Origin of the sequence: Herbaspirillum aquaticum (assembly GCF_002213425.1) — a bacterium.
GTDB classification, from domain to species: domain Bacteria; phylum Pseudomonadota; class Gammaproteobacteria; order Burkholderiales; family Burkholderiaceae_D; genus Herbaspirillum; species Herbaspirillum aquaticum.
The window spans coordinates 1-25,909 of record NZ_NJGV01000031.1 but is presented as its reverse complement, the minus strand read 5'-3'; the positions used below and the strand labels follow the sequence as shown (position 1 = coordinate 25,909).

Here is a 25,909-nt window from a genome sequence, read left to right as displayed (position 1 = left end):
TAGCTATTTCGCTTCTTCTTTGCTTCACTCATTCTCGTCATCCCTTCCAGGACGACAGCTTAAATCAGTGTCTCAAATTCGGGGTCCACTTTACTGCTTCCCAGCTATACCTTCTCGGCACAACATATTGAATGAACATCTACTTCTTGGGACTATGCTCAGGCGCCGCAAGAAAAGGGAAAGTTTTCTTCAAGGTGTAAGAAATTTCTGATACATTAAGTTTCCTCAAATCAACTATAAAAAGTCAAATGAAACGCTTGATATTAGGTTTACTCTTTACTGGTCTAGCTTCCAGCTGCTTCGCGCAGAACAATATTGCTCCGCCGGTGAGCGATGTCGTGCGTAACTGTTCATACTCAGGCTGCCAATTGACGTGCACCAATCCGCAAGGCGTCATTACAGTCAAAGAAGCAACGAGCTCCTCGATCAGAACCATCATGCTCAGCAATGGGACAACCGAATTCCGACTAAATGACGGTTACAACGGCATCAGAACGATTTTCGTTGCAAAGGAATATCTGATCTGCTCGATCACGGGAGAAAAATAGGCTCTTTCGAACGCACGACTTCGCCATTTATTGGCTCTCGCCGATAAAGCCACGAAACAAGCTAAGGCCTATAATTCCCTCAAATTCGACTGGCTCTATTAAATAAGCTATGCCCATTGCCCTACATAGGCCAGGGGCATAGCGCAGGTACCGCCAGAAGAAAGCTACAAACAGATCCGCGTCAATTCTCAATATGTATGTCGCTGATCATCTGCTCTGCACGGTGGTACTTGTCGACGCAGGCGTTGAGGTCCCGCACGAGGTCATCGCCTTCGAGGGCGAAATCGAGAATTCGCCCAGCAGCCGCTGGCAGAAGGTAGGCTCGCGCTTCTCGATCCCCAGCAGCGGCAGCTTGGGCAGCGGCGGCTGCACTAGCCGCGTCGACGGCGACTGACAGGCGCACAGCGCCAGCACGCAGCTCACCGAGCAAAACATCCATTTGCTTCTTTGCATTCTCTTTCTCCTGTTGTGCAGCGGCCGTGATCGCAGCGACGGCCTGCTGGCCACTACGTTCAGCCTCTCGGTATCGTTCGGTGGCGCTGGCTAAGGCAAGCGCATGCTGCTCACTGACCTCAGCCGCCCTGCCCTCGTCGATCTGCGCCTGGCGATGGCCACCCCACAGGTAGCCCCCAATCAGGCCCAGACAGAGGGCGAGCAGCACAGCGCCCAGGGCGGCCGCGACGGTCTGAAGCCGGTTCATGGGATCACCTCCAGCGCACGCTCATAGATGGCCTTACGTTCGGCAAAGCCATTTGCGTCCCCGATGGCCACCGTTTTCTTGCCCCGGTTGACCAGGTCGCTCACGCCATCGATGTCGCCGGCATCGGCCCACTTGGCCAGGCCATTGACCGACCAGAACCAGCCAGCAGCGCGACAACCGTGGACCGGCTCACACAGCAGGCGCGGCTGCTCCACGCAATCCACGTGGAGGGCCAGCATCGCGGCCAGGTGGTTGTGGTAGCCGGTGATCTGGATCGGACCATGACCTTTCCAGAACCGGCCGGGCGTCGAGCCGTGGGCGGCCGCGATCCGGATCGCCTCCGGATTGGTGTTTCCGAGATCTGCCCGGTTGTCATAGGCGGCGCCGCTGGCCAGCTCCTCCATGAAGTGGAACTGGCCCGACTCGTGGCCGATCTGTGACAGGAAGGCCGCCATGCGCAGGCGCGTATCGATCCCGAATTCCTGCATGGCTGCGTTGAGGGGCTCCAAAAACAACGATGCCCGCGTGGAAGCGGGCATGATGCGTTGGAGCTGGGCAAGCGTGAGTATCATCTTGGCTCTCCGATATCAGTTGCACGACGGTTGCGATAGATCCACCCACCGGCCAACAGGCCGGCCACCCCGACGTTCGAGATCACCTCGGCCGGCTGCGGACTGATATAGCCGTACAGGGGCCCGGTGATCACCCCGAATGCGCCCACGGCCGAGATGACGTACCACGCACGCACCAGGTGATTGCTGCGATGGTTCATTCGATTCAGCGCGAAGACGCAGTGGAGGAAGAGCGCGAGGCTGGCCAGGAAGTTGACGACCAGCAGGTAGTCGGTAGCGAGCAGGATCTTGATCATTTGGAAGGCTCCTGGTTGATATTGCCCCCTCCGAATTTGGTACGCATCCAGCCCAGTGCCAGCGGAATCACTGTCTGCGAACTTGCCCCAATCAGGAAGCCGCTGCAGAGGCGCGTGGCCTCGGAGTATTTCCCGGACCAGGCGAACGCATCCGACTGGATCGCCCAGGCGTGCAGCATGGGGCCGACGTAGCCCCCCATGAGCGCGCTGGTGATCAGGATCATGACCGCCCGTGGGCGAGATACTGGAGGCAGGCTGGAGAGCATGGCCAGGCCACCGGCCAGCCCTGCCAGCAGCATCTCGTACTGCAGTCCCAGGAATGACCCTGTAATGGTGATAGTGCCGACGGCAAACGCCCCCGAGCCGGCGCCGATCACTGCCCCTGTTGTTGGTTCTGGCATGTATGTCCCCGAAAGAAATGAAAAAGCCGCCATACGGCGGCCGTGTTATGCAGACGTCTGCACTGCCGGAAGATCACTCCAGCAGCGGGACGAGCAGCCGCCCCTTTTCCGGCAGCTGCGATATCAGCCAGGCCGGCACCGGGCCGCCGCCGTCGTAGCGCAGTGTCTGACCATCGACCACCACTTGGCTGCCGGTGGTGTATTCCGCGAAGATGGCCAGCTCATCACCAGCGGCCGGTTGCAGCTCGTAGAAGAGACGGTCTTGACGGTGATCCTCCACCAGCTGCCATCCACTCTCGCTGGTGCGGGCCACGAATCCAGGCGACGCTGCCGGCGGCTCCTCGATCAAAGCGCCATAGGGAATATTGAAATCACCAGGCTGCAGAGGCAGCTCAAAGGCTTGGGTCGGGTACAGGAAGAATCCCAGCGCATCTGCCTGATAGACGATTATCGAACTCATTACTTTCCTTTAAGAAATTGGATAGCGGGCGAGCATTGATCACCCGGAGATACCGATCAAATGTGGATGACTGGGTTGAATGCAGTGTGCCGAGGCGCCGTTTCAGCGGTACCTGCCGCGCCTGTTAGCGTAGAACGGGACAAGTTCACAGTCGCGCCTCCTGCATTTACAGCATAGGTCCCGCTGGCATCAACCCACGCTCCGTTTCCACCGAGGCCGTGGACATGGGACTTCAGGGTATCGGCCTTATACGAACCGAGAGCGCGGGCAGCCAAGGTGTCGGCATCGGTGCCGCTGTAACGACGGAACACGTTGCGCAAATCCGGAACTCGGAAGGTAGCCGCATCGACATCAACGAAATAGTGGCCGCCGATGTTGGTAGTCCAGTTCGCCTGGGTCAACACAAGGCCATTCTCTTGGGCATAGCCCCACAGACCCGCATAGGCCGTCTTGCTCAACGTCCCGCCAACGGCGCTGATCTCAGACGCCAGCGGGGTTGTCGTATGCCCATCCATCGGTCGACCGCAGAGCGGACTGCGATAGCCTGTGAAATAGGCACTGGCCGACCACCGCCACACCTCGCAGACTTCCTTCACGATGATCGGTCCGACATCGGCGGTCGGCAGCGCAGTGATGGAATACTGGCGGATCGAGAGAGAACCGATCAGGCTCTGGATCGCAGTGAGCAGTTGCGTATAGGACGAGCCATCGACTACACCTCCACCAGCCTCGATGACACGACTGATTTCCTCCTGCACGTGATCAAACCAATCGCTCTCCAGGTCGGTCGCGGGCACGCCCGCGACAGCGTTGCCATTGGTGAAGCCGGGCTTGTTCGCGCCAAACTTGTCAACGACCTTCGTGGCCGTAGAGATTCTCTTCATGCTGCAGCTCCATAGGAAATGTACAAAATGGTATGCGCCGGCCGGTAGCGCGCCAGAATGCAGGCCAGCGAGGAATCACCCCACCGGCGGATCGGCGCGCTGCATGGACTGGTCGCGTTCATGGCGCGAATGGTTACGCTGCCCGGCACATTGATCCGCCAGGCAAATCGCCACCCGCCTTGATTCAGTGAAGCGTTGCACCTGGAGTTCGCCCGAAAAGGGCGAAACTCTGTGATCGTGCAGCCCGGATAGCCGAGCACCTCAAGCAGGTTGATGAAGAAGTTGACCGACTGCCCGCCCTGCCATGCCAGCTTCTGGTGCAGGCGCTGGCGCCGCTCGTCGGGCGTTGGCGCCAGATCCATACACTCGTCGGGCAGACCTGCTACGCGCTCCCAATCCGAGAGCAGCTCCGATGTGGTGCGAGGGTCGGCCTCCTCGATCAACTGGTCTGCCCGGCCGTCCACCCTGGCCAGCTCATCCGCCTTGGCCAAGAGCAGCTTGGCCAGGCCAGTATCCAGATCTCGGGACCATGCAGGGCCAGACGGCAGCAGCTCCAGCAGTTGAGCCTGGTAATGTTCAGCGGTCATGGCCATGTGATCACCCCCAACGTGCTAATGCTTCCGACCGGGTTGATCACATCCGCTGCCGGCGCCGCCAGCGCATAGTCATCCTCTCCAGCAGCCGAGCTAATGGCCGCCCGCATGTGCGAGAGCTTGACCGTGCCGCCGGGGATCGCCTCCCGCCGTAACAGGTCGACAAGCTCGGCCCGGATCGCCTCGCGCGTAGCAGCCGTATTCGGGGTCAACTGGGTGAACTGGAAATTGATCGGCGCCCCGATTGGCGCGGCTACATAAAGCTCCGCAGTTACCGGCCTCTTCGCATCCAGATACGCCTTCACAGCCGACACGGCCGCGGCGTCAGGAATGGGATAAACATCGTTATCGCGCATGAAGCGGACCGTCACGGTACCGGCTCCCATCTCGCCCGGATAAACCCATGCCCGTGTGACGCCCTGCACCTCCAGCGCCCAAGCCTCATAGTCCGATTTGGTGCCGCCGTTTGGTGGCTGCTGAATGCGCTCCAGCAAGCGAGCTCGCCAGGCATCGACCGCTTCCTGCTCGGTGCCATCGGTGATGCCGGCAGGGCCCACGGTCATGCTGCTATCCAGGCCATCGATGGGCGTGACGAGTTTGAGCCCCACGCCTGCTGCCGTGTTGCCCGCAGTTCCAGCCACCACGGCAACGAGCGGAAGCGACCCGGCGCCCACGGCCAGATTGACCGCAGCAGAGGTCTTGTACTGCACTCCGTCCTGACGCTGAATCAGCATCCCGGCCGGCACCGTCAAGGCCGCAAAGGCGTTCACCAAGGCGGAGCCGACTGACGGCGCCGCCGCCTTTCGCGGCACCTTCCAGATGCTGGCGTACCGTGCCAAGTGATCCTCATCACAGCGGTCGATCATCAGCTGATCCGCGAGCCAGTCCAGATGGCCATGCAGCCCGTCGACCGCACCGGATTGCACCACGGCCAGTACATTGAGCGTGGCCACCGAAAGCCGGGCCTCGGCACCGGTGAGCCGGCCGTTGATATCGGCGAGCGCTCGCGTTACCAGCTCTCTCAGAGTTGGCCTGTCAAATGGCATTACATCCTCCCTTGATTGATATTCGACCAGGCGAAGTCGAAGCGATACTTGGCCGGCGCCTTCTTCGGCCGTGTGACCGTGATGCCAAGACCAAGCCAGCCCTGGCGCACGACCTGCGCATCGACCTGGACAGAATCGACGACTCCATCCTGGACGAGCCAGAGCAGTGCCTCCTGCCCGTATTCCCTCGCCTTCGCCACCACCTCTGCCAGCTGTTTTTCCCTCGCCAACAGCCAGAGGCGAGAGCCAATGCGCCGCCCTTCGCCGGCACCGCCCAGGGCGTCACCCCACCAGCCGCGCTTCGACGAGCTGGCGTCAGGCAAGGGGTCGTCATCCTCCGCACGCCGGTCGCTGAAGAGCGAGATCAGGATTGCCGTCTTGATGTCATGATCTGTGGCCAAGTCACCGTTGAGCACAGCGATGTCGCCGCGATGATTGGCGGCGTCCCAAAAGATCTCGATGTCCATTACATTTGGCCCTGATCCTTCCCGACCCGTCCACCTTCCGGGTTGCTGTGGTCGTGGTTGTTGTAGACAGCGCGCATGGAGGACATCTTCTTGTTCCCGTGGTCGCTGATATCGCCGTCTGCAGAGATGCTGCCGGTCACCTTGAGGTCACCGGCCATCTTGACCATCGGCGTATTCATATCGACCTCGGGTGCGTTCTGGATCGTAATCGGCTTGCCACCTCCATCGATCACGATGCCGGTGCGAGTGAGGTGAACCTTCTGGCCCTGGTCGTCGTAGATCGCCACCTCACCGTCCTTCAGGCCACGCAAGCGGTACCGCCGGTCATCCACCGCGACGATCACTGAGTGGTCCCGGTTACCGCCGATAAAGGTCGAAAGGAACTCCGCGCCAGGCTTCGGTACCGAGGTGAGGCCGTACTGCTGCACGCGCTCCATCTGGTCATAATCTTCGCCGTCCATCAGCTTGCCCCGAATGAGCTGAATCGCGCCGCCATCGTTGGCCTTGCTGACGATGCCTCGGCCCAGCATAAGATTGATCTTTGCCTTGAAGTCAGCGGTCGTTTCTCTGATTAATGCCAAGATGTCCATCATTTCCCCAACACTTTGAAACGGTTTTGCGCCGCGCCGCCGGCAGGATCCGGGATCTCGGGCAGCTGGTCGAAGGCATTGCGTGAGACCAGCTGCAGCACCGTTGTGGAGCCGGCCTCATCGAGCTTGAAGTTCGCCGAGGAGATCAACCACCAGTCGTCCAGGCGCATCCAGGGGCACTGGATCCGGACCATCTTGTTGATCTCCCACAGCTCGCCGGTTGCTTCCTCCCGCCAGCCCTGCACCGTCACGGTCACCTTGCGCGCCTTCGCCTCCCGGTTGGACGCTTCCCATTCGGCGCGCTTCTGGCAGCGGGCGGCATCGGCCTGCGTTTCCGCCACGATGATCAGCGGACGATAGCGGCCGATCTGGCTGTTCCCGGTTTTACTCGACGGCGCGCGTTTGACGGCGCCCTTGGGGGAGGCATGGACCACGTCGAAGCGATCCGCGCCCGGTGCACCGGTCTGCCCCTGCACAGTGATCTCGCTGAAAAGTGCCGCGTGGCTGTTCTCGAACGAAGCCTGCAGGATGTTCTTGCCGTGCTGCAGGACCGTCTCGCATTCGCCACCCAGCCCGGCGCGCGTGATGACCAGGCCGCCTTCGCGGTCGGACACGAACAGCACGCCTTCGGTCCTGGCCAGCTTATCCAGTGTCCGGAAGACTGTCTCGCCGGCCTGGCAAGCCTGGCGCGGCACCTTACCGCTCACCCGGGTCTTCTTGGGCGGCGTACCCTTCTTGCCCGCCTTCTTCTGCTTGGTGCTCAGGCGCTTGCCGCTCACCGTTTCATCGAAGATCGTGATGCCGAAGGGCTTGCAGAGCGCCTCGGCGATCTGCTCCAGCGTCTGCCCAGCGAAGGCCGTTGTCGGTGCCGAGCAATCCACCAGGTCGCCGGCCTTGTCCCGGCCCGTCACCTTGATCTCGTGGCTGCCCTGGTCATACGTCACTGACACGACATCGACGTAACCCGTGATCACCACGTCGTCTCCGATCAGGATTTCGCAGAGCTCGCCAGGGGCGATCACCCAGTCCACCGGCTGCTCTGGCCAGCGCTCAGTAAGAGCCAGCTCGAAGTTACCGGCCAACTGCTCGATGCTGGTTCGCACGTTGATGCCCTTCCAGCCACCATAGATCTGGCCGTCGACCCGCAAGGTCAGCAAATTGGAATCTGCCATCGTCACTCCGAAACAAATTGAAGGCGGCGCCCGGCCGGCACGAAGCCGGGATGCGCGACCGAGTTGCGGCTGACCAGGTCATCCGCCCTTCCCTGCGCATACCAAGTGTCCCCGTAGAAGTCATGCGCCAGCACGACGACGGGCCGGACTTGCTGCTGCGTCACCGACACCAGGCTCGGCAGCGCGACCGTGTTGCTGGCCAAGTGCTGCAGGGCTACAGTGCGCAGCTGCACCACCGCCTGGCTAGTGGCCTGGCTGACCTTGTCCGAGAAGAGGATGGCGTCTGCCCGCTGGACGATCTCCGAGCGCAGCACCTGCGCCTCCGTAGTCGTTGCCGGCTGCGTTGTGGCCAGTTCATAGATCCGGTTGGACGTAGCGCCACCGCGTACCAGGTCACTGAATGCCGTCTGATTGCGCACCACCGCGATTCGTGACGCCGTTGTCGCGTTGACGGCCGAGGCCGATGACGCCAGCCCCTCGGAGAAGCTGAAGAAGGAGAGCCAGCGCTGCGCACCACCAATCAGCCCGAGCACGCCCTTTGCCAGCGACAGGGGCGCATCCAGGCTGCTGCGCAGGTTCTCAGGCAGCAGTGACGTGAGCACCGACGTAGGATCCGCCCGGATCCAGTCCAATGCGCCGAGATCGACATCCGGCAGCGACATGAGGCCATCGACCTGCCCCTGGGCATCCTCGACCGCGAAATCCGGCAGCCCGTCCACCGAGAAGTTGTCAGCAAAATCCTTCTCGAAGGACGCATCGCACACGCCGACCTGCTCGGAGAGCTTGGCCTCGGTGTCCTCCGAGGTCTTCGGCTCTTCCTGCTTTCCCGCCTCGAGGAAGGTGATCGAGAACTTTGCCATCCCGCCTTCGCGCGATGACTCGGTGATCTGCACCTCACCGAACACGGTCACCGAGACCGTGCCGTAGTACGGATGCACCAGCTGGCCAGGGCCCGCCTTCTCGATCGCGGCGATCAAGGCGTCGCGGGGCACCATGTAGTCGTTGTCACCCGCTGGGTCGCCCAGCACGAAGGCATCGACCTTGTACTCACGTGCCCGCCGTCCCATGTCTTCCGCATAGGGAATGTCGCGCTGCGGATATTCGTGCCGCGCAATGCGGCGGCCGGCGCTCAGGCTGGATCCGTCGACGTTGAACTTCGCGCCTCGGAAACTCGCCTGGCGCAAGTTATCTCGCCATGCCATGTGGTTTCTCCCTTACATCATGGCCAGGCCGGCCGTGACATCGATGTCCATCGCATTACCGGCACGCTTGAGCTCGGTCACTTTCGCCGGCGCGCCTTCCAGCTGGATCTTGAGCGTGCCGCCCACCTCAGTCTTGCCGGCGCTGGCGGCTTGGGCGGCCGTGATATTGCTGGCCCGGTCGGTGGCAAAGGTGAACTTGAAGTCCTTCATGGCGTCAGGCATCAATCGGTCAGGCAAGATCGTCTTCAGGATCCCCAGGATGCCGTTGGCCAGCGCCTGCCATCCCTCCAGCCAGACCTGGATCATCCCGCTGAAGAAGTTGACATCAAAGACACTCTTGATCCGATCCCATGCGCCGCTGACGTAGGAAACGATGTTGTCCCAGTTCTTGTAGATGATCACGCCAAAGGCGACCACACCCGCAATCATCAGCCCGATTGGATTGGCAAGCATTACGCCCCACAGCGCCTGCAGCCCGCTCATCGCTGCCGGCAACATGGTCCAGGCGAAGACACTCAACTTGACGGCCGCCACACCCAGCGCCCATCCCAACTGCCCGAAGGCCAGCAACACCGGCGACATGAGACCGCCCAGCATCAACAGCGTGGAGACTGTCGGCCCGAAGGCGCTATTGAGCGACTTGAAGACTGCGCCGACCTTCTGCGTCACCTGCCAGAGGCCTTGGAACAACTGCACGCCGATCTCGATGATCGCCGGCAGCTTCTCCAGGAAGGCGTCGAATTTGCTCTCGATCAGGCCACGGTTGGCCACCGTCCACTTCTGGATGTTCTCGAACATCGGCTGCACCTTCTCGGCCAGCTTGAGACCGAGGAAGTTCTTGATGCCCTCGAAGGTACCCTGCAGTCGCTTCCACATCTTGTCGAACGAATCGGCCTGCTGCAGCTGGTCATCCGTGAAGATCCGGCCATCCGCCGTCATCTGTTCATACTTCTCGCGGATACCATCAGCACCACGGTTCATCGTGCCCATCATGATCTCGCCGGACTTGCCCATCAGCTCCAGCAGGACCGCCTGCTTGGCAATGTCCTTATTAGATCCCTTGAAGGCATCGGCCATGCGCTCGATCACCTCCTCCGGCTTCATCCCCTTCAGCTGCGCCATCGAGATCCCGACGCCCGCGAAGGCTTGCTGCTGCTCTTTCCCGCCCGCCAGCGCCAGGCCCATCGCCTTTTTCAGCTTGCCCATGGCGGCGGCCGCGTCTTCCATGGTGCCGCCGTCCTCCTTCACCAGCTCACCGAACACCTGCAGGCGCTGGGCGTTGATCTGGTATTTCTCGGCCAGGTCGCCGACAGTGTCAGCGGCCTCGGCCGCTGCGACCCCGAAGTGGATGATCTCCCCCACCGTACCGGCGTACACACCACCGATTCCGACCGTAGTGACGGCCAGTCCCACGAGAGACTTGGACAGTGCGCCGACCGCGGATTTGACCTTACCCAGGCCCGTGGCGTCGTACAGCTTGCCAAAGGCCGAGTGCAGATCGCCGGCCGGCTTGATCATGCCTTCCAGCTTGGCGCCGATCTCATTGAGGGTGGTCGAGGCCTTGTCGATGGCCGAGATCACCAGCTCCGTTTTTGTCTGTTGCGTTCCCATTCGATTCTCGCGGGCAAAAGAAAAGCCCCGCCGGGTTTCCCAGGCGGGGCTGTCAAAGTTGCGTTACGTCAGGAGAAGAGGATGCCGAAGAGGCCGATCACAAAGCGCAGACCGATCCAAGCGATACTGGCGATCAGAATCAAACCGAGCACTGCCGGAACAAGCGCAATGCCACCAGCACCGAAGGCCAACAGGCCGATCAGGCCCGTTTTGAGGTCCGGCTTCGCTTTGGGAGATTGAGTGGTGTCATCCATGCACTCATTCTAGCAAAGGTCCCCCGGCCGTCAAGACGAACCCTGCAGCCGCTGTTGCGCCTTGATCACCTCACTGGCCTCATTGGCCCAGAAGTCCAACTCCCAGCTATCCATCTCCCACATCTCACTCGGCGGAAAGTGGTAGAAGTGCGCGATCAGGCCGATGGCATCACGCCAGTGCCACGTACCAAAAAAGGCGCCACCTTCCCCACCAGCTCGATCACATCGACCGCGTCCAGCTCGTCCAGCGTATCGGCCGGCAAGCCATTCATCTCCGCGATGAACTTCAGCGCACCACCGAACTTCCCATCCGAAGTCTTCGGATCAACGCCCTTCATCTCTTTCGCCTTCAGGCGGCGCAGTTTCAGGAAGGTGATATCGGAACCGTCCGCCGCCTTGATCGGGAACGCCAGGTCGTAGCGATCTTCCTGCACCACCGTGATGCTACCTGCGGGCACCGGGGCGGTGCCATCACCCACCGGCGCCGATGCCGGCGTGCCCATGGAAGGCGGCAGTGTGGGCGATGGTGCAGACGTCTGCACAGGACCGGCGGTCGGGCCGTTCGGTTGCGTCCAGGCGCGCCGCTTACGCCACGACGTTCTGGAAGAAGTAGGACAGGTCCGGGGCGCTCACCACTTCGGTGACACGCTCGCCAGCACGAGTCTTGTAGCCGCCTTCCAGGCCGCCGAAGTCCTTGCTGTAGATCGTGTCCGAGATGCGCTCGCCGAACTGGGGAGTGAAGCCCCAGGTGGTGGAGCGGCTCGCCTCGGTCGGCGTCTCGCGGTAGGTCAGCGCGCAGTGCTTGCCCCAGGCACGCTGATAGCTCGCGGTCTGGCCCTTCTTCGCAGTGTTGACGAAGGCCTCGCCCACCTGGATCTCATCCAGCTCCAGTGCATCGGCCAGTTGCTGGCGCGAAACGCCGCCGGACATGCCGCCCTTGCCGTTCACGTAGTCGATGGTCTTGGGGTGCAGGATCAACTTGGTCCAGGCGGCACGACCGATGGTCATCACGTTCGGACGCATCACCGGCACATCGAGCGCGGTCAGGAGCGCCGTGATCGGGTCCGAGTTGCTGTAGTCGGACCACTGCGAGGTGCCCGACAGGGTCAGCTTGTTGACGTGGTTGGCGGGCGCGAACACGGTATTGGCCACGCGGACCTCGCGATCCAGGAGGATCAGCTTCATGACGAACTCCGCCGCGTTGGCGATGGGATCCACGCCGTCGGGGGCGTTCTTGATGTCCACCACCGGCACGACCTCGTCCAGGCCGTATTCGAACACGCTGGCCGGGATCAGGTCACCGATCGACTCCACCTGGTTCGGGGCGCTCTTGCGGCCCACGCGAGTTTCGGGGACGGTGAACTGGTCCGCCATGTTCTGGCGCATGTACTTGAAGTCCTGGGCGCCCACCGGCACACGCGGCATGACCGAGTCGGCGATCAGCTTGGTGTTGCTGTAGGCAATGACGATCGCGCGAATGACCGCCGGATTGATGGGAAACGGTGCTGCTGCACTCATGCTTTGCTCCTAAATTGGAATGGGAATGAAAGAGGCGAACGGGACCAGGAAGCCTTAGCCCTGGATCATCTCGGCGCCGACATACACGCTGCCGATGTCGCCCAGGACGCCCGAGACCTCGGCATAGCCGATGATCCGAGCGTTGACACCGGCGGCCGGAGCAGCGGCGATGGCGCGGCCGACTGCGTCCGAGGTCAGCGGCTGGCCACGGGTAACAGGGCCGCCGAACTCGATCTCGGCCGGGCCGCTGCGCACGATGTCGGCGCGATCACCGGCAGCGTAGGTAAAGCCTTCAGTGACGCCGATCATCAGATCGGTGGAGGCCGCCGCCTGCTTCACAGAGCCATCGGTGGCGCCGTAGCAGACGATGCGGAACTTGGCCAGGGCGGTTTCGGCCGCGTAGTTGAGTACGGTATTGGGGACGCGCATTGCGGTTCCTTTCGATGAATTGGAGGAAGTAGGCCGTCCGCTGATCAGGCTGCGGACAGTTCGTTGTTGGCGCGGGCCGCCGCCTGGGCATAGGAAATGCGGCGACCGGCGTTGCTTTCTGCCGTCACGATCTCCTGTGCACGTGCGGCGATCGCCTCATGGGTCGGCTTCTTCGCCGAGGTTGCCTGCGGATCGTCGGTCGGCTTCACCGGATCAGGTGCATCGCCTTTCAGATTGGTCGCCATCGCAGCCAGCTTCGTCTTCTCGGCGCCCAGCACCTGGGCAGCGGCCTGGTCGGGGGTGGTCTTGCCGTCCGCCTTCAGGGTCGAGATCAGGGCCTCATGGCCCGGCATCGAGTGCGCCTCGATGCCCAGGATGCGCTGGCGCTCGCTGGCGGCACCCTCGGCCATGAAATCGGTACGCAGCTGCGCATACAACGGGGCGTGATCGCGCTCCAGCGCTTCACGGGTCAGAACGGTTGCAACGGGATCGGGCATTTCATTTTCCTCATGGATGGGATCGTGGCTCTTCGCAGCACCGGCGCTGGCCACGGTTGGAGAAGTACTGCCGCCCAGCGCACCACCGGCGCCGGCTGCAGTATTGGATTTCGCCGCGATTTGAGCGACGCGACGCGCTGAAAACTGGTTTGCATCGGCCGCCATCTGCTGCACGATGGCGTCCACGGTGGCAATGCCGTCGACCAGGCCGGCGTCCACCGCCTGCTGGCCGATGAACACGCGACCATCGGCCATGTGCTGCACCACGTCCTCGGCAGCGACGCCCCGGTGATCGGCCACGGCATCCACAAAGACCGAGTAGATGTGATCCACCTGGTCCTGCAGGTACTGCTTGCCTTCAGCCGTCAGCGGGGCCACGCTGGAGGCGATCCGCTTATAGCGGCCGGCCGTGATCTCGGTGGCCTGACCACCGGTCGCGCGCGGGCTGTAGTCATGCGTCATCACCACACCGATGCTGCCGACATTGACGGTCGGGCCGCTGATGTAGACCGCGTTGGCTGCAGAGCCGAACCAATACGCAGCGCTGGCCAGCGTGCCCTCGGAGACGGTGACGATCGGCTTCTCGGCCGACAGCTCGCGGATGGTGGCGGCCAGCTCGGGCGTGCCCAGCACGCTGCCACCAGGCGAGTCCACCGCCAGCACCAGGCCGCTCACGCGCGGGTCGGCGATGGCCGACTCGACCTGCTTGATCAGCAGTTGGGCCGACGCGCCTCCGCTCACGCGGGTGAAGAGATTGGCCTTCGGCGCGATCACGCCGTCCACCGACAGGACCGCGACACCGTTATCCCGGATCTCGTAATCCTGCTGCTCGCTCGACAGCGGCCGATTCAGCCGCGCTTCGATGGCCTCGATGTCGATCTTCTCGCCTCGCAGATGCGTGGCGTAGATGCCCTGGATCTCGCTCAGCTTTTCCGGCTGAATCGCCCAGGGACTGGTGAGGATTTCGATCAGTTTCATGGCTTGGAAGTAAAAAGGGCCCCGCAATGCGAGGCCCGTCAGGGTTCAAGAATCAATCTGGATCCGGCGGCAAATCCGGCGGCGGCGTGCTCGGCGCCGCATCCAGCAGACCGCCTTCGCGGCGCATCCGCTGTTCCTTCACGCGCTGCTTGTGCTTGGTCTCCCAGTCGCCGCCGTCGTAGGCCGCCACTTCTTCCTCCAGCGTCGTCACGCCGATATCGACACGCTTCTCGATGGCGCTGGCCTCCTTCAGCGGGTCCAGGCTGCTGGGACCGTCGCCCAGCCACACCGCCTGGCACCAAGCACGGCGCAATCCGGCATCCGCAAAGAACCCAGGCGCGCTGATGCGGCCGATGGCCACCGCCTCGGCAAGCCAGGTCTCATAGATCGGCTGGCAGAAGTTCGACGCCAACCAGGCCCGGCGCACCCGGAAGAACTTCCAGGCATCCAGCATTGCCGCCCGCGCCGCGCTGTAGCTGGCCGTGTAATGCTTGATCAGCACTTCGAACGGCAGCTCCAGATTGACGCCGATCTGGCGGAGGATCGCCATCACGAACGGATCGAACTGGGCATTCGGCCGGCCGGGATTAGCCGTGTTCACCTTCTCGCCCTTTGCCAGGTCAATAATCGCACCCGACGAGAGCGCCAGCTCCGGTGCCGCCTTCTCTTTGTTGTCATCGTAGATCGGAGCCGGCTGATCTTGGTCCGCCTCATGTTCGATGAAGACAGTGAACATCCCCGAGATGACGGCCGCCATGATCTCGGCCTCGGTGTAGCGGTCCAACTGCTTGAGCGGCTCGATCACCGCCGCCAAATACGGCTCCCCACGGTGCTGATCCGGCCGCAAGCGCTTGAACAGATGTACCACATTCCGGCGCCCGGTCTGCGAGCCACGTGCGGCGATCCGTGTGAAGGTCGGTTTCTTCCCGATCCGCACGCTGCCCGGATGCTGATCACAGACATGCACTGCGGTCATCGCGCCAAAGTCGTCCAGCTCGATCCCGCCGAAGACGTTGCCCTTGCCGACCAAGTCCGGGGGCGTCATCACACGATCACCCTCAATGACCTGCACCTTCGTCGCATAGAGGCAGTGCGCCACCTGGTTCGATGGCAGTACCCCGAATGCGTCGCCGTTGATCAACGCCGAGCGGAAGGCAAGATCCTGCAGATCGTAGAAGTTCTGTGTGGCAGTCGAGTCGCACTCCAGCGGGTTCTCAGCCCAAAGCAGATACTCGCGTGTGACCGATCGCTGCCACGCTTGCACTTGCTCTTCACTCATTCCGAGGGCCTCGCCATCGATGGCGGGCCGCATAGCCAGCCCGGTCCCGACGACGTTGGTCACCACGGTATTGATCGCGCCACCGGCCAGAGGAGCATTACGGATCAGATCTCGCGAGTTTTCCCGAAGCGTCGCAAGATCCGGCAGCAGGTCTTCGTCGGCACTCTTGCCCGAGGTGAACCAGTTGCGAAAGCTCCGCCGACTGCGATCTGCTCCCACATAAGATCCCGCGATCGCCATGTGTGCGCGTGCCTGCATTCGGCGCGTGCCCGCGACGGGATCAAAGTACGACACGACCTTATCGATCACGTTGGGCGCGAGATCCAACTTGCCTCGGGCGCTCATCGCGGCACACCATAGCTGATGTTCAGACTGCGGCGGCGCCCGGAGGCAGCGGCCGAGAGCTGAGCCACCATGCCCTGCCAGTAGGTGATCTGTTCCTTGATCACGGCGGCATCAGCGCGGCGCAATTTGCGCGTACCGATGGTGTACTCCTGGTTCTGCGAGACGGCCAGGCTGGCGGCCAGCCATGCGGCCAGCTGGGCCTGGGCCTGATCCAGAGTGATACCGGACATATCGTTTCCTATCGTTCAATCCCGCGCGAGCGGACCCGCCGCCCGCCAGAGGACGGCGGCGGCATCGGTGCAGGTACTTGCACCCGCGCGGGTGGATTGTTGATTTCTATCGACTCGGCCGGACCGGCCGATGCCATGGGCGCCGGTGGCGGCGATGCAAACATGTCAGCGACTGCAGGCTGTACTGCGGCCTCCAGGCGTTCCCACATCCGCTCGGTATAGCGGTGCAGGTCCAGCATGTGCGCAGAGAACATGGCCAGGACCGTGCAGTCCAGCACCTCGTTGCGCTTGCGTAGCGGCACCCAGCGATACTGCTCACCGGAGACCGTGCGCACCTTGACGCGTGCTTCGGCTGTCAGCTGGTGGTAGAACTCGGCGGGCAGATCCTGCGAGAAGTGCAGGCATCCTGGCCCCGACTGCGTCACGTTCAACCGCCCGAAGATCAGATCCTTTGCCGTGTCGGTGCCCACCAGCCAGAGCTTGATGCCGCTCTTGATCACCTTGCCTGCATAGTTCACGTCCTGCAGAGACGAACGCCCTTTCACGGGCCCGCCGAGGCGAGAGTCACCCTTGCTTGCAAAGCAGCGCCGACCCTTCGCCTGCTGCATCCGCGCCCAGGCATAGGCCTGGTGCGTGAAGTGGCCACCGGTATCGATGGTGTACCCCTCGACGCCCAGCGTCCCGCCCGCCATGTGCTGAAACCGCGTCTCCATATAGAAGGACAGCTTCTCCCAGTCAGCAGGTACCGCTGGATTCGCCGCCAGGACCATGTAGTCGACAACCCACATCTCCTCGCCGCGTCCAACCGCCCAAACCACCACCTCGAAGCGGTTGTCCTGGACGTCGATCCCCGCCACCAGTACCAGGCCGCCCATCTGGACCACGCGAAGGGGGTACGGCTCTGCACGCTGCATCAGCGCATGGATGTCAGCCTTCTCGACATCCTCCTCCCAAGTTTCGCCCAGCGTCGTATTGACGAAGGTCTGCAGCTCCGACTTGTCGCCGGCCTTGGCCTTGCGCTGCGCCGACAAGAATTCGTCCACGATCTGCGCCCAGCTGGTCTGCGGGCTGTAGGCCGTCCAAACATGGAAGGCCACTTTCTTCGGTACCGGGATCCGGGCGCCATCCTGCGCGTGAAAGCTGCCATCACCGTCATCGATGTAGGATCCGTCCTGCGCGATCCAGCGGCCCTGCCCCCACACCTCAAGATAGTCTGCCTGGGTCATCTGCCCGTCGCACAGATCACACATGTGCATCACGGTCGACGGATCGTCATTGATCCACTTCATCCCGAAGGACTTATCCTTGCCACCCCAGCGCAGGGTGATCATCTCGCTGCAATGCTTGCAGGGGATGTGCCGCTTGAACTGCAGGTCGGCCTGGTCATGCCGCGCCTCGATCAGTGAGAGCCCCTTCAGCTTCGGGGTAGATCCGCCAATCAGCTTCGGGAAGGTCGCGCCCTCGATGCGCTTGCGCGCCAGGGTGATCGGGCTGCCCTCCTTCTCTACGTTCTGGTCGAAGCCGTCCACCTCATCCAGGATCGATACGTCCACCGACAGTCGCCGATAGTTCTTCGCGGCCTTGCCGCCCCTCAAGTGCAGGACCGAAGTCAGGAACTTCTTCTGCCGCAAGGTGTTTGCCTTGCTCTTGGCCTGGAAGCTCGGGAATACCTTCATCATCGCGGGCACGTCCCGCAGCATCGGCTCCAACTCGGTCTTACAGAACTCGTCGCTGTCGTCGTCTGTCGGTTGCCATAGCGCCTGGTTGCGCCGCTTGTGCTCGGCGAAGTAGCCGACCGCCGCTAGGATCATCTTCGTATAGCCAACCCGGGCCGACTTCATGAAGGTCACCTCCTCGATCTCATCATTGGACATCGCGTCCATGATGGCCACCTGGTAGGGGTACGCTTCCCACGCCTGCTCGACATAGGACGATTCAGCCGACAGGTAAAAATTCTTGGCGGCCCATTCCGATAGCCTCATCGGCTCGACAGCCGCCAGCGATTCCAGGCCTGCTGCAATCGCGCGTTCAATCTCCTTCAGATCCATCTTCGAGGTCGCTTTCTGCGGCCTCGCTGTCGTCTTCATCGTCGAGGTCCGCTAATTTGATGGCGGCCGCATGGTTGCGCGCCTTGACCAGCTCGCGCGTGATGAAGTCCAGATCATCCGCCGAGAGCTGGGAGCGCCGCTTCAGTTGCACCGGCACCGCTTCCAGGATGCCGGCGATCTGCCGGCCGACCTTCGAGAGCACCTGCTCCAGTAGTGCGACCGGCGCCAGCTCGCGTCGCGTGACCGCGTTCTGCATCTCCACCTTTTCGCGCTGGGCGCGTGCGAGCGCGGCCCGCTCGGTGGCGAGATCCAGCTCACCAGCGGCGAAACGCCCGGCGGCCTGCTCGCGCAGGTTCGTGCAATACGCTTTCAGCCACACGCCAGCCGGCTCACCGGGCTGAAGAATGCCGCGCGTAAGGAGTTCGCTGACGGCTGGCTGGCTGATTCCGACCAGCGCGCCGAACGCGGCCTGGGTCGTCTTGGCCTCCAGATCCATCACATAACCCCCTAGGGAAAAATTTGTAAGTAGTGCGAAATCGGGGCGCGAATTACCCTCGCCAGCCGAGGCCCTGGAAGTACCTTGAAAAAAGTGTCACCCGAGCAACACCCGCCCTACCGGGCCGAGGCCAGGGCCGCGTCGATGGCCGCGATCAGATTCTTCGCAGAACTCGCCTTGACGGCGGCCTGTCCAATTTCTCCGAACGGGAATCGCTTCTTGTATTGCACGCGGTCCGCATAGCTGACGATCAGTTGCACATGCGTGCCCTTGCGCTGGTAGATTCCTGCGACACCTTTGACCTTGCCACTGAAGACATCCTTCCGAGCCAGCAGCTTTTTGATGGCGCCTCGCGTCATGTTGCCGTACTGGTTCAGCCTGACGCCTTTCGGCACGACGACTACACGCCGAGCTGGCGTGCGCGTACCACCCGCCACCTGGTATTGCAAGTACTTCTCCTGATCATCCTTGATGAACACCTTCGCGTACTGCTTCTGCTTAGTGGCCGGCTCAACGCCAAACGCCTTCATGGTGAATGGGGTCGGGCGATCGAGGTTTTCCGGCAGCGCCTTCCCGAGAGCAGCTTGGGCATCCTTCGCTGTTGCAGTCAGGCCCTTCGCAATTCCAAAGGGGAGCTGCTTGCCGGCTTTCTTGAACTTCAGAGCATTGGCGAGCAGATCATGCTTGACCGAGGCGAAGATCATCAAAATTCCTCAATGTAGGTTGCAGACGTCTGCACCTGCAGAGCGTCGAGATCAGGCTAATCCGGTTCGGTGAGCAGCTGCTGCACGAACTCACCTGAGACATCGATGTCGAGGCAGATGCCGACGCAGGTAATAACGGCCTCGACCTTGTTGTCAGCGATGATCGGCCGCAGTTCGATGCGGGTCACACCCGGCACGGGCGTACCGTCCGGCATGACCAGGCGCGTTCCCATTCCATTGCCATCGCTGACGATCTTGAGCATTGGAGCTTTCTGCGTTTCCATAAGCATCTCGAAAATAAAGAGCGCCGGCAACGGAAGCTTCCGGGCCGGCGCGCTGATTCGGAAAGCTGAATATTGGACGTCTGCAGTTCGTTGTTGGTGGCCGCGTATGGCGGCGGCCTCGCCAATAATTCAGGCGAAAAAAAACCGCGCAGCGGATGCTTGCGCGGTTTTTACGGACTTTTGACGTGTATCGGAAACGGACTATATATTGCCGCGATTTGGCAAGCAAGCTTTTTTTTAATCGGCTGTGGATAACTCCAGAGCTGCCCGGATCTCGCCGAGTGCCTCCAGCTCCAACACCTTGAGCTTGTCCTGGATCTTTTTTTGATGATGACGCGCGGTCCGCAGATTCATGTGCACGCGATCTGCCGCGTCGGTCACCGAGACTTTTTTGTCAAAGTAATTCATGATGATCGCCTCTCTGACATTTGCGAAGGACAGGCCCGAGACCTGGAACGCAGACCACTCCCGCAAGAAGACTATCGCCTCGCGCCACTCTGGCAGCGGCCGGGATCCCTTGCAGCAAGGGCACTCTTCGTATTTCGTCGAAAACCGAGCCACCAGGCAGTGACGACGGGCATCCGCAAGACGGTCCAAACGCTTACGAATGATGCCGGCCTGTGCCGCGCCATCTACGGAGACCAGCCCCTTACCCTGCCCCAATGCCTCGAGGCTTCCGAGCTTGGACATGGGCGACAGCGGGTACTGCTGGCTCTGGAAGTTAAAGGCAAAGGTCAGCGCCTCATGCTCATTGCGGAACAGGTCGTTGATATCGAGCCCGAATTCGTAGTTCATTTTTCCCTCGCTTGATGTTCACCGGACTTGCCCGGCCCAATTTTCAAATCACTTCCACCCTGGCCGCTGACGTAATCCTCGGCATATCGATTGCCAGCAGCGTCAATTCTGATTGCCCCGACTGCCGGTGGCAGCGGTGTTCCAATTTCATGGCCTCCCTCACTGGCGAAGAAGACCGGCTCGCCACGCACACCCTTCCGCAACTGCTCATTGATCTCCGCCTCTCCAAAGGTCTGCCGCAGAAGATCGATCCAGGCGGCCACTTTCGGCATTGCCTCACGTGATTTCATCGCTTGCCTTTCCTACCCTTCACACCGCCAACATGACTGTCAACACGCTGAAACCCTTATATTTATTGAGTTTGTTAACAGTATTAATAGTGTGAAGAGTAAAAATTGATATCCAGGGCGCAGTGACATTTGCTCCCCTCGCACGTGCGCGCACGCACACACATGAAGGCACCTTAAAAATCTGTTCATACTGTTCACACTGTCAATAAAGCCAGATTTCATGCGGCTTTCAGCGTGTTGATAGTTGCGGCCGATGTGAAGGGCTAACTGTTAACTTTCTCCTCGGGCTGGTCATACACGTGGCGATAGCGGCGCAGATCCTTCTCAAACATGTCGCAAGCGTTCTGGACGTAATCCTGCAGATCCTGGTCTTCTCGTGGCTTTCCGATGAGATAGACGGTACGCTGCTTGGCCACCTCACCAAACTCATACTTCACGACCTGCGACCGCAGAGCATCGCCAGCAATGCGCTTCACCTCAGAACCGAATCGAGTCTTGGTTGGCGTGTATCGCTCACCGCTAAGCGTGCACCATCGCTGAAAAGCGCTGTACAGCTGCTGTGAGCTGCATGTCATAAAGGGGACCGGCAGCGCCTTGTCAGCCCATTCACGGTAAAAGCGCTCGGAAGGCGAAAGGCCTAGATCGATGAGGTTCTGCTTGGCCTCATTCATGATCGGCTCGGTATGCGGCGTAAAGCCGTCAAGATCGACCTCGTGCTTCAGGTAGTGGAAGAAGGCCTCCATGCCGCCGTCATCAAGCTCTCTGCCGACATCGGCATAGAATTCCTTCTCGCGCTTGGGCGGCGTCCAGAGCACCAGGTAGCGGCGATCGGTCTTGTCCAGGGCGAGCGGCTGCAGCTCGTTGGACAGGAAGACGAAATTCATGTGGTTCGCCTCGTACCGCACGGACAGGTTCTTCGGATTGATCGGCAGCTCATCGCCCGAGATCATCTTCTTCATCCGGCCCTTGAGCTGCTTGAGCTCATTGCGCGTGACCACCTCATCACAGACCAGGAAGAGCTTGCGCGAGGCCCACTCATTGAAGGGGCTCTCCAGCTCGGCATCCCCGATCACCCAGGAATACTGGCCGTAGATCTGGCGGACCACCTTTTCCCAGAACAGGTTTTTCCCCGAGCCCTCATCGCCATGCATGATGATTGCCGTGGCCATCTTCGCGCCTGGATGCTGGAGCGGATAAGCGATCCACTTCAGCACCCAAACGAACATCACCTCATCGTTGTTGCAGAGGTGCTTGAGGAGCTCCAGGATCTTCTCGCACCGGCCCTTCTTCGGAACGACGTCGAAGCCGTCGTACATGTTCACGTGCGTGACCTCATCGACGGTTTCGGTCGGATCGAAGACGAGGTTCTTGATGTTGATCATCTGGCGGCGCTTCGTGTTGAGCCAGCCCTTGACCACGTCATTGCCATAGGCCAGTCGCAGGGCCGTGATCTCGATCTGCATCTTGCTGACACGGTCCCAGGCAGTGCTGGTGCCGTACAGCAGGACGAAGTTATCGACCAGGTAGCGCCACTTCTCCAAGTATTCGGGATCAGGCTCATCGCCATCACCCTTGGCCTTGCCTTTTCCCCTACCCCCACGCCCGCCACCGGCGGCCAAGGCTTCGCCATCCTTACCAGGCGCCGCGTCGTACTTGCTTTTTCGTTGCTTTTGCCCTTCGGGGGCGGGAGCCCCCGTCCGACTTTCCTCCTCGGGGGAGCGGGGGACAAGGGAAAGCCGAGGGCCGGCCGCGACCGCCTCGCGTGCTGGCACCTCCGGAGCAATCGCCTCGATGATGGCAGCGGAGATCTGCTCGGAGACCGCCTCGAGGCCTTCGGCCAGGTGCAGGTCGTTGAAATCGGTCAGCTTCTCTTCACCACGATCCCGGAAGAGAGGCTTCACGACCGAGGCGTTGCCGACCTCGAAGGCCGCAGCATGGCAAGCAGCCAGGCCGGCGTTCTCGAAGCGAATCTCTTTGATGACGCGCCCGCACCGGATCTCGACATGCAGATAGGCGACCGACTGGCGATCAAAGCGATAGTCCGCGCAGATCTCGGCCAGGTCGCCGCGAGCGGTCTTGACCTTCCGCCACTCGCCATCGATGGCCGGCGGCGGCCCGATGCCGAAGTCCTCGCGCAGCCGCTCCTCGTAACGAAGCTCCAGTTGGAAGTCATCGTCCGCGAGGAACAGTAGGTGCGCATCAGGGAAGTCCGCCCGGAGCTTACGGGCGATATGGAGAATGTTGCCGGCGTCGAAGGCCACCATGACCGGCAGATCGTGGCTATGCTTTTCGGATAAGGCGGCACCCATGCGCGCCGACTGGGACGTCGCATAGCCTTCTCCGACTGCGATGATTGGCGCACCCAGGGCGACACCGAGCAGGAAGCCGGCGCCGATCTTGTCGAGGCCCTTGTTGTAGCGCTTCTCGCCGCCTTGCGAGATCTTCTGCAGGCCGACCAGGCGCCCGCCTTCATGGGAATAGTGCCGCATCGGCACCAGGAGTTGCCCTTCACCATCGACGCGCAGACCTTCGGCGACGACACCCTTGCGCACCAGGTAAGGATGGGCTCCAGCATTATCTTCGACGGCCGCTGACCACTGGCTCTTGGCGCGGTTCGCGGCCAGGCGTGCAGCATTGGCACGATCAGCAGCAGCCTTCTCCTCGAAGGCACGCTGGCGCTCCTTATACTCTTCCACGTCCTCGGCCGAGAATCTTTCCGACTCGATACGGACGGGGACAGTGTTGTGATTGCTGCCGCGATTGATACCGAAGTAGCCAGCGACGACTTCCTTGCCGGACTTCAGCGTGAACTTGCGCAGTGAGTACCAGCCCTTTTTCTTCGGGCCGAAGCGCAAGACCTTTTTCGAATTGAAGATGGGATGTCCAACTGGCAGTTCTGGCAGCTGATGCTCTCTCATCAGAGCGATGACTTCAGCCTCAAAATTCATGCCTGGCGTCCCTCTGCTGCATCGCGACCCTCTGCCGGGCAGTAGATCGCAAACATCAAGCCCACCAGCTCGCGCACGGTCTGGTGGATATCATCTGCAGTGATTTCAAGCTGCGAGCGCTCCCGCTTGTCGATCTTGTTATCGGAGGTGAACTCCACGTATTGCTGCGAGAGGCGGCCGAGCTCCTGGTACAGCTCCTGGAACTTATTGTGCAACTCCTCACGATCCACGCTGCCCGGCTCAACCAGCTTATAGAAAACGCCACCGGCATCGGTGGCGATTGCCTGGGCCAGCAATGTCGTGCCCGAGGTCTTTTGCATCTGCACTGCGAGATCCAGGCTGACCGACTGACCGCGCCGCTCATAGACCCGATTTTCGAGCGCGTCACGGGTCATCCCCATCGCGGCGGCCATACTGTCCCATCCGCCTGGGAATGCCTTGATCATTCCCAGCAATGCCTGCCTTTGATTCACAACGATTCCCCTTCAGTTGTGGTTTTGAGATTTCTTCTCACCGGCTATGCTTCGCCCCATCAGAAAATCAACGCGAGGGAGAAGGATCGCGGCCCGGCCGTGTGCAAAGGCTTCTCCATCCCAAGAGACCTGGTTGAGAAGCGCCTCATTTCGATTATCCGGGCAGAGCTGCTGTCACCGGTGGCTGCCGCCGAGTTCGAAAAGGCTTTTGAAGAGTTGCTGATAGAAAATACTGGCTCGACTGAAGATGTGGCCCAAGCTACCAAACGGATCACCCAGCTCACAGCCGAGATCGGGCGAGTGATTGACGCCATTACCATGGTCGGCGCCTCGGAGGCGCTGGCCTCCAAGCTGAAAGCTTTGGAAAATGATCGTAGCGCACTGCAGCGCCGGCTTGCACTCAAGGCAGCAAGTGAGGCAGCACGCACACCCAATGTCGGCAGCATTTTCAATGAGGTCCTGATGAACCTGACGGATGCGCTGCGGGAGAACCCACTGATGGCCAGGAAGATCCTGGGCGATATCTTTGGCTCGATCCAGCTGGAGGTGAGGGAAGATAACCAAGTGTGGGCCAGAATGGCAACGGCCCAGCTACTTAAGCAAGTAGCCGGGCCGTCTATATCGGTGGTTGCGGGGGCAGGAGATTTTTCTCTTTTTCCCGGCCATTCTCTTGAAACCCTTATCCAGAATGGCTTGCGTCGTCTTTTCAGTACGGTTGCAAGGTCAAAAAAGGTGGTTCAGCAGGTGGAATACTACCTTAATTGGCGACGGAGTGGACGGGAAGCTACCTCGTCCTCTCAAAAATCAAGCTAGCCCTAGGCTATCTCCCTTTTCCACGCCGAAATCCTGTTTTGGAGTGGCCCCCCATCTGGATGTCCTCACAGCACAGGAGAAAGATTCGCCTCTGCGGCATGAAAGTTAGATCAAAATTTCTGTCGCCCAAAAGAGCAATCTTTATCAGTAGGAAGCCAAAGCCCTCTTTCACAAGAAATTTTCAAGTGACGAGAATTCATGCGAATGGCAAAATATAGATAACAAAAACATTGATATGGGAAAAAATCTATGACAAAAAATTCCTCTACTTCTAGCGCGACAGAGACAGAGGTCGCCACCAAAGATGAACCTCTGACGCCGCCGCAAGACATTACTACACCAGAACAAAGCCCCGCCAATCTGGCATCTAGCAGCAAAGAGGACGACGAAATACTAGTTTCTCCTACGCAAGTAGTACCACCTGCCCCTGAACCTCAAAATAAGTCCTTAAAGCTTCGAGTCGCTTATGAAGTCGCTGAGTGGTTTCAAACTAAAATAAAAATAATTAAGCGTCAGGCACCAATTGTCATCGCAGAAAAGCTGGCTCCAAATTGGCTTTGCTGGATCACTACTTACGCTGTCGTAGATCACGTCTTAATTAGGTATTTTTTTCGAGGCTCGATCGCCAACATTAACTGGGCCGCTGTTATCGATATAGAAACATTCAAGATGTTTGTTCTAGGCAGCATTTTCACTGTGCTCCTAAGCAAGGTCTTTTTTAACAAGCTAACTCACCATGAGTGGCTATCCGAAAAGATAAAAGGGGAAACCGCCTCTGCGTGCACAAATCTCGGTTCTCTTGCGACCATTGGCTTCTTCTTAAAACCATATGCTTTTACGGGCCTGGGTTTTTTGGGCGTTGCGATGTTGTTATATCTTTTTGCTCTTGTGGTGTAAAGTGGACCCATCCGTCAAGACAGCGTTTGCCAGAATTTAAGCTGCATCCATGACTTCACTTGCAGCAGAACAGCGCTGCCCTGATCCTG

The 25,909-nt window shown here is 60.5% G+C and carries 30 protein-coding genes; 2 read left to right on the top strand and 28 right to left on the bottom strand.

The window, feature by feature from the left end; translation table 11 throughout:
• Positions 1-729: 729 nt before the first annotated feature.
• From CEJ45_RS23450 to CEJ45_RS23315, 28 genes are all read right to left on the bottom strand, one after another.
• Positions 730-1,248: a lysis system i-spanin subunit Rz gene (locus CEJ45_RS23450; RefSeq protein ID WP_088757411.1), complete on the bottom strand. Its 519-nt coding sequence runs from the start codon at positions 1,246-1,248 to the stop codon at positions 730-732.
• Positions 1,245-1,820, bottom strand: a complete 576-nt coding sequence (locus tag CEJ45_RS23445; RefSeq protein ID WP_088757410.1) for a glycoside hydrolase family 19 protein — start codon at positions 1,818-1,820, stop codon at positions 1,245-1,247. The genes CEJ45_RS23450 and CEJ45_RS23445 overlap by 4 nt, the downstream gene beginning before the upstream one ends.
• A complete protein-coding gene (locus tag CEJ45_RS23440; RefSeq protein ID WP_061790738.1) occupies positions 1,817-2,116 on the bottom strand; it encodes a hypothetical protein in 300 nt (99 codons plus the stop codon). The genes CEJ45_RS23445 and CEJ45_RS23440 overlap by 4 nt, the downstream gene beginning before the upstream one ends.
• Positions 2,113-2,517, bottom strand: a complete 405-nt coding sequence (locus tag CEJ45_RS23435; protein ID WP_241517415.1) for a restriction endonuclease — start codon at positions 2,515-2,517, stop codon at positions 2,113-2,115. The genes CEJ45_RS23440 and CEJ45_RS23435 overlap by 4 nt, the downstream gene beginning before the upstream one ends.
• A gap of 73 nt (positions 2,518-2,590) precedes the next feature.
• Entirely contained in the window at positions 2,591-2,977 is a 387-nt protein-coding gene (locus CEJ45_RS23430; protein WP_088757409.1) for a phage tail protein, read from the bottom strand.
• Between the two features lie 56 nt (positions 2,978-3,033).
• Positions 3,034-3,861 (bottom strand): phage tail protein, encoded by an 828-nt coding sequence (locus CEJ45_RS23425; protein WP_088757408.1) that lies wholly within the window; start codon positions 3,859-3,861, stop codon positions 3,034-3,036.
• Positions 3,858-4,454, bottom strand: a complete 597-nt coding sequence (locus CEJ45_RS23420; RefSeq protein ID WP_088757407.1) for a YmfQ family protein — start codon at positions 4,452-4,454, stop codon at positions 3,858-3,860. Before CEJ45_RS23420 ends, CEJ45_RS23425 begins: the two co-directional genes overlap by 4 nt.
• Entirely contained in the window at positions 4,445-5,500 is a 1,056-nt protein-coding gene (locus tag CEJ45_RS23415; RefSeq protein WP_088757406.1) for a baseplate J/gp47 family protein, read from the bottom strand. Before CEJ45_RS23415 ends, CEJ45_RS23420 begins: the two co-directional genes overlap by 10 nt.
• Positions 5,500-5,967, bottom strand: a complete 468-nt coding sequence (locus CEJ45_RS23410) for a phage GP46 family protein (protein ID WP_088757405.1) — start codon at positions 5,965-5,967, stop codon at positions 5,500-5,502. The genes CEJ45_RS23415 and CEJ45_RS23410 overlap by 1 nt, the downstream gene beginning before the upstream one ends.
• Positions 5,967-6,560, bottom strand: coding sequence for a phage baseplate assembly protein V (locus tag CEJ45_RS23405; protein ID WP_088757404.1), 594 nt, complete (start codon positions 6,558-6,560; stop codon positions 5,967-5,969). The genes CEJ45_RS23410 and CEJ45_RS23405 overlap by 1 nt, the downstream gene beginning before the upstream one ends.
• Positions 6,557-7,729 (bottom strand): phage baseplate assembly protein, encoded by a 1,173-nt coding sequence (locus tag CEJ45_RS23400; protein WP_088757403.1) that lies wholly within the window; start codon positions 7,727-7,729, stop codon positions 6,557-6,559. The genes CEJ45_RS23405 and CEJ45_RS23400 overlap by 4 nt, the downstream gene beginning before the upstream one ends.
• A 2-nt stretch (positions 7,730-7,731) precedes the next feature.
• Positions 7,732-8,931: a DNA circularization protein gene (locus tag CEJ45_RS23395; RefSeq protein WP_088757402.1), complete on the bottom strand. Its 1,200-nt coding sequence runs from the start codon at positions 8,929-8,931 to the stop codon at positions 7,732-7,734.
• A 12-nt stretch (positions 8,932-8,943) separates the two neighbouring features.
• Positions 8,944-10,542 (bottom strand): phage tail tape measure protein, encoded by a 1,599-nt coding sequence (locus CEJ45_RS23390; protein ID WP_141107048.1) that lies wholly within the window; start codon positions 10,540-10,542, stop codon positions 8,944-8,946.
• Positions 10,543-10,610: 68 nt separating this feature from the next.
• The gene (locus tag CEJ45_RS23385; protein WP_088757400.1) at positions 10,611-10,796 is read right to left on the bottom strand and encodes a hypothetical protein; all 186 of its coding nucleotides are present in this window, start codon (positions 10,794-10,796) and stop codon (positions 10,611-10,613) included.
• Positions 10,797-10,951: 155 nt separating this feature from the next.
• Positions 10,952-11,299 carry a phage tail assembly protein gene (locus tag CEJ45_RS23380; protein WP_088757399.1) on the bottom strand — a complete coding sequence of 116 codons (348 nt, stop codon included), beginning with the start codon at positions 11,297-11,299 and terminating at the stop codon, positions 10,952-10,954.
• A gap of 82 nt (positions 11,300-11,381) precedes the next feature.
• Positions 11,382-12,314, bottom strand: coding sequence for a phage capsid protein (locus CEJ45_RS23375; protein WP_088757398.1), 933 nt, complete (start codon positions 12,312-12,314; stop codon positions 11,382-11,384).
• A gap of 54 nt (positions 12,315-12,368) precedes the next feature.
• Positions 12,369-12,743 (bottom strand): DUF2190 family protein, encoded by a 375-nt coding sequence (locus CEJ45_RS23370; RefSeq protein ID WP_088757397.1) that lies wholly within the window; start codon positions 12,741-12,743, stop codon positions 12,369-12,371.
• Positions 12,744-12,787: 44 nt separating this feature from the next.
• Positions 12,788-14,218, bottom strand: coding sequence for a S49 family peptidase (locus CEJ45_RS23365; protein ID WP_088757396.1), 1,431 nt, complete (start codon positions 14,216-14,218; stop codon positions 12,788-12,790).
• A 52-nt stretch (positions 14,219-14,270) separates the two neighbouring features.
• Positions 14,271-15,842, bottom strand: a complete 1,572-nt coding sequence (locus CEJ45_RS23360; RefSeq protein ID WP_088757395.1) for a phage portal protein — start codon at positions 15,840-15,842, stop codon at positions 14,271-14,273.
• On the bottom strand, positions 15,839-16,072 hold the full coding sequence (locus tag CEJ45_RS23355; protein WP_088757394.1) for a DUF6148 family protein: 234 nt from the start codon (positions 16,070-16,072) through the stop codon (positions 15,839-15,841). The genes CEJ45_RS23360 and CEJ45_RS23355 overlap by 4 nt, the downstream gene beginning before the upstream one ends.
• 8 nt (positions 16,073-16,080) lie before the next feature.
• On the bottom strand, positions 16,081-18,120 hold the full coding sequence (locus tag CEJ45_RS23350) for a phage terminase large subunit family protein (protein WP_158214939.1): 2,040 nt from the start codon (positions 18,118-18,120) through the stop codon (positions 16,081-16,083).
• Positions 18,101-18,616 carry a terminase small subunit gene (locus tag CEJ45_RS23345; RefSeq protein ID WP_082803227.1) on the bottom strand — a complete coding sequence of 172 codons (516 nt, stop codon included), beginning with the start codon at positions 18,614-18,616 and terminating at the stop codon, positions 18,101-18,103. The genes CEJ45_RS23350 and CEJ45_RS23345 overlap by 20 nt, the downstream gene beginning before the upstream one ends.
• Positions 18,617-18,732: 116 nt before the next feature.
• Positions 18,733-19,320: a hypothetical protein gene (locus CEJ45_RS23340; protein ID WP_088757392.1), complete on the bottom strand. Its 588-nt coding sequence runs from the start codon at positions 19,318-19,320 to the stop codon at positions 18,733-18,735.
• 56 nt (positions 19,321-19,376) lie between these two features.
• Positions 19,377-19,583, bottom strand: a complete 207-nt coding sequence (locus CEJ45_RS23335) for a hypothetical protein (RefSeq protein WP_088757391.1) — start codon at positions 19,581-19,583, stop codon at positions 19,377-19,379.
• Positions 19,584-19,841: 258 nt separating this feature from the next.
• On the bottom strand, positions 19,842-20,399 hold the full coding sequence (locus CEJ45_RS23330; RefSeq protein WP_088757390.1) for a DNA-binding protein: 558 nt from the start codon (positions 20,397-20,399) through the stop codon (positions 19,842-19,844).
• The gene (locus CEJ45_RS23325; protein ID WP_141107047.1) at positions 20,396-20,689 is read right to left on the bottom strand and encodes a hypothetical protein; all 294 of its coding nucleotides are present in this window, start codon (positions 20,687-20,689) and stop codon (positions 20,396-20,398) included. The genes CEJ45_RS23330 and CEJ45_RS23325 overlap by 4 nt, the downstream gene beginning before the upstream one ends.
• A gap of 263 nt (positions 20,690-20,952) precedes the next feature.
• Positions 20,953-23,637 (bottom strand): DUF5906 domain-containing protein, encoded by a 2,685-nt coding sequence (locus CEJ45_RS23320; RefSeq protein ID WP_088757388.1) that lies wholly within the window; start codon positions 23,635-23,637, stop codon positions 20,953-20,955.
• A complete protein-coding gene (locus tag CEJ45_RS23315; RefSeq protein ID WP_277622438.1) occupies positions 23,634-24,110 on the bottom strand; it encodes a YmfL family putative regulatory protein in 477 nt (158 codons plus the stop codon). Before CEJ45_RS23315 ends, CEJ45_RS23320 begins: the two co-directional genes overlap by 4 nt.
• Here CEJ45_RS23315 and CEJ45_RS23310 point away from each other — a divergent pair.
• The gene (locus CEJ45_RS23310) at positions 24,102-24,923 is read left to right on the top strand and encodes a hypothetical protein (protein WP_088757386.1); all 822 of its coding nucleotides are present in this window, start codon (positions 24,102-24,104) and stop codon (positions 24,921-24,923) included. The genes CEJ45_RS23315 and CEJ45_RS23310 overlap by 9 nt on opposite strands.
• Positions 24,924-25,172: 249 nt before the next feature.
• Positions 25,173-25,820 (top strand): hypothetical protein, encoded by a 648-nt coding sequence (locus CEJ45_RS24680; RefSeq protein WP_141107046.1) that lies wholly within the window; start codon positions 25,173-25,175, stop codon positions 25,818-25,820.
• Positions 25,821-25,909 lie beyond the last annotated feature (89 nt).

Excerpts from the sequence above, each read along its gene's own strand:
- CEJ45_RS23450 (WP_088757411.1), bottom strand. The coding sequence starts at position 1,248 with ATGAACCGGCTTCAGACCGTCGCGGCCGCCCTGGGCGCTGTGCTGCTC.
- CEJ45_RS23445 (WP_088757410.1), bottom strand. The coding sequence starts at position 1,820 with ATGATACTCACGCTTGCCCAGCTCCAACGCATCATGCCCGCTTCCACG.
- CEJ45_RS23440 (WP_061790738.1), bottom strand. The coding sequence starts at position 2,116 with ATGATCAAGATCCTGCTCGCTACCGACTACCTGCTGGTCGTCAACTTC.
- CEJ45_RS23435 (WP_241517415.1), bottom strand. The coding sequence starts at position 2,517 with ATGCCAGAACCAACAACAGGGGCAGTGATCGGCGCCGGCTCGGGGGCG.
- CEJ45_RS23430 (WP_088757409.1), bottom strand. The coding sequence starts at position 2,977 with ATGAGTTCGATAATCGTCTATCAGGCAGATGCGCTGGGATTCTTCCTG.
- CEJ45_RS23425 (WP_088757408.1), bottom strand. The coding sequence starts at position 3,861 with ATGAAGAGAATCTCTACGGCCACGAAGGTCGTTGACAAGTTTGGCGCG.
- CEJ45_RS23420 (WP_088757407.1), bottom strand. The coding sequence starts at position 4,454 with ATGGCCATGACCGCTGAACATTACCAGGCTCAACTGCTGGAGCTGCTG.
- CEJ45_RS23415 (WP_088757406.1), bottom strand. The coding sequence starts at position 5,500 with ATGCCATTTGACAGGCCAACTCTGAGAGAGCTGGTAACGCGAGCGCTC.
- CEJ45_RS23410 (WP_088757405.1), bottom strand. The coding sequence starts at position 5,967 with ATGGACATCGAGATCTTTTGGGACGCCGCCAATCATCGCGGCGACATC.
- CEJ45_RS23405 (WP_088757404.1), bottom strand. The coding sequence starts at position 6,560 with ATGATGGACATCTTGGCATTAATCAGAGAAACGACCGCTGACTTCAAG.
- CEJ45_RS23400 (WP_088757403.1), bottom strand. The coding sequence starts at position 7,729 with ATGGCAGATTCCAATTTGCTGACCTTGCGGGTCGACGGCCAGATCTAT.
- CEJ45_RS23395 (WP_088757402.1), bottom strand. The coding sequence starts at position 8,931 with ATGGCATGGCGAGATAACTTGCGCCAGGCGAGTTTCCGAGGCGCGAAG.
- CEJ45_RS23390 (WP_141107048.1), bottom strand. The coding sequence starts at position 10,542 with ATGGGAACGCAACAGACAAAAACGGAGCTGGTGATCTCGGCCATCGAC.
- CEJ45_RS23385 (WP_088757400.1), bottom strand. The coding sequence starts at position 10,796 with ATGGATGACACCACTCAATCTCCCAAAGCGAAGCCGGACCTCAAAACG.
- CEJ45_RS23380 (WP_088757399.1), bottom strand. The coding sequence starts at position 11,299 with ATGGGCACGCCGGCATCGGCGCCGGTGGGTGATGGCACCGCCCCGGTG.
- CEJ45_RS23375 (WP_088757398.1), bottom strand. The coding sequence starts at position 12,314 with ATGAGTGCAGCAGCACCGTTTCCCATCAATCCGGCGGTCATTCGCGCG.
- CEJ45_RS23370 (WP_088757397.1), bottom strand. The coding sequence starts at position 12,743 with ATGCGCGTCCCCAATACCGTACTCAACTACGCGGCCGAAACCGCCCTG.
- CEJ45_RS23365 (WP_088757396.1), bottom strand. The coding sequence starts at position 14,218 with ATGAAACTGATCGAAATCCTCACCAGTCCCTGGGCGATTCAGCCGGAA.
- CEJ45_RS23360 (WP_088757395.1), bottom strand. The coding sequence starts at position 15,842 with ATGAGCGCCCGAGGCAAGTTGGATCTCGCGCCCAACGTGATCGATAAG.
- CEJ45_RS23355 (WP_088757394.1), bottom strand. The coding sequence starts at position 16,072 with ATGTCCGGTATCACTCTGGATCAGGCCCAGGCCCAGCTGGCCGCATGG.
- CEJ45_RS23350 (WP_158214939.1), bottom strand. The coding sequence starts at position 18,120 with ATGGATCTGAAGGAGATTGAACGCGCGATTGCAGCAGGCCTGGAATCG.
- CEJ45_RS23345 (WP_082803227.1), bottom strand. The coding sequence starts at position 18,616 with ATGGATCTGGAGGCCAAGACGACCCAGGCCGCGTTCGGCGCGCTGGTC.
- CEJ45_RS23340 (WP_088757392.1), bottom strand. The coding sequence starts at position 19,320 with ATGATCTTCGCCTCGGTCAAGCATGATCTGCTCGCCAATGCTCTGAAG.
- CEJ45_RS23335 (WP_088757391.1), bottom strand. The coding sequence starts at position 19,583 with ATGCTCAAGATCGTCAGCGATGGCAATGGAATGGGAACGCGCCTGGTC.
- CEJ45_RS23330 (WP_088757390.1), bottom strand. The coding sequence starts at position 20,399 with ATGAACTACGAATTCGGGCTCGATATCAACGACCTGTTCCGCAATGAG.
- CEJ45_RS23325 (WP_141107047.1), bottom strand. The coding sequence starts at position 20,689 with ATGAAATCACGTGAGGCAATGCCGAAAGTGGCCGCCTGGATCGATCTT.
- CEJ45_RS23320 (WP_088757388.1), bottom strand. The coding sequence starts at position 23,637 with ATGAATTTTGAGGCTGAAGTCATCGCTCTGATGAGAGAGCATCAGCTG.
- CEJ45_RS24680 (WP_141107046.1), top strand. The coding sequence starts at position 25,173 with ATGACAAAAAATTCCTCTACTTCTAGCGCGACAGAGACAGAGGTCGCC.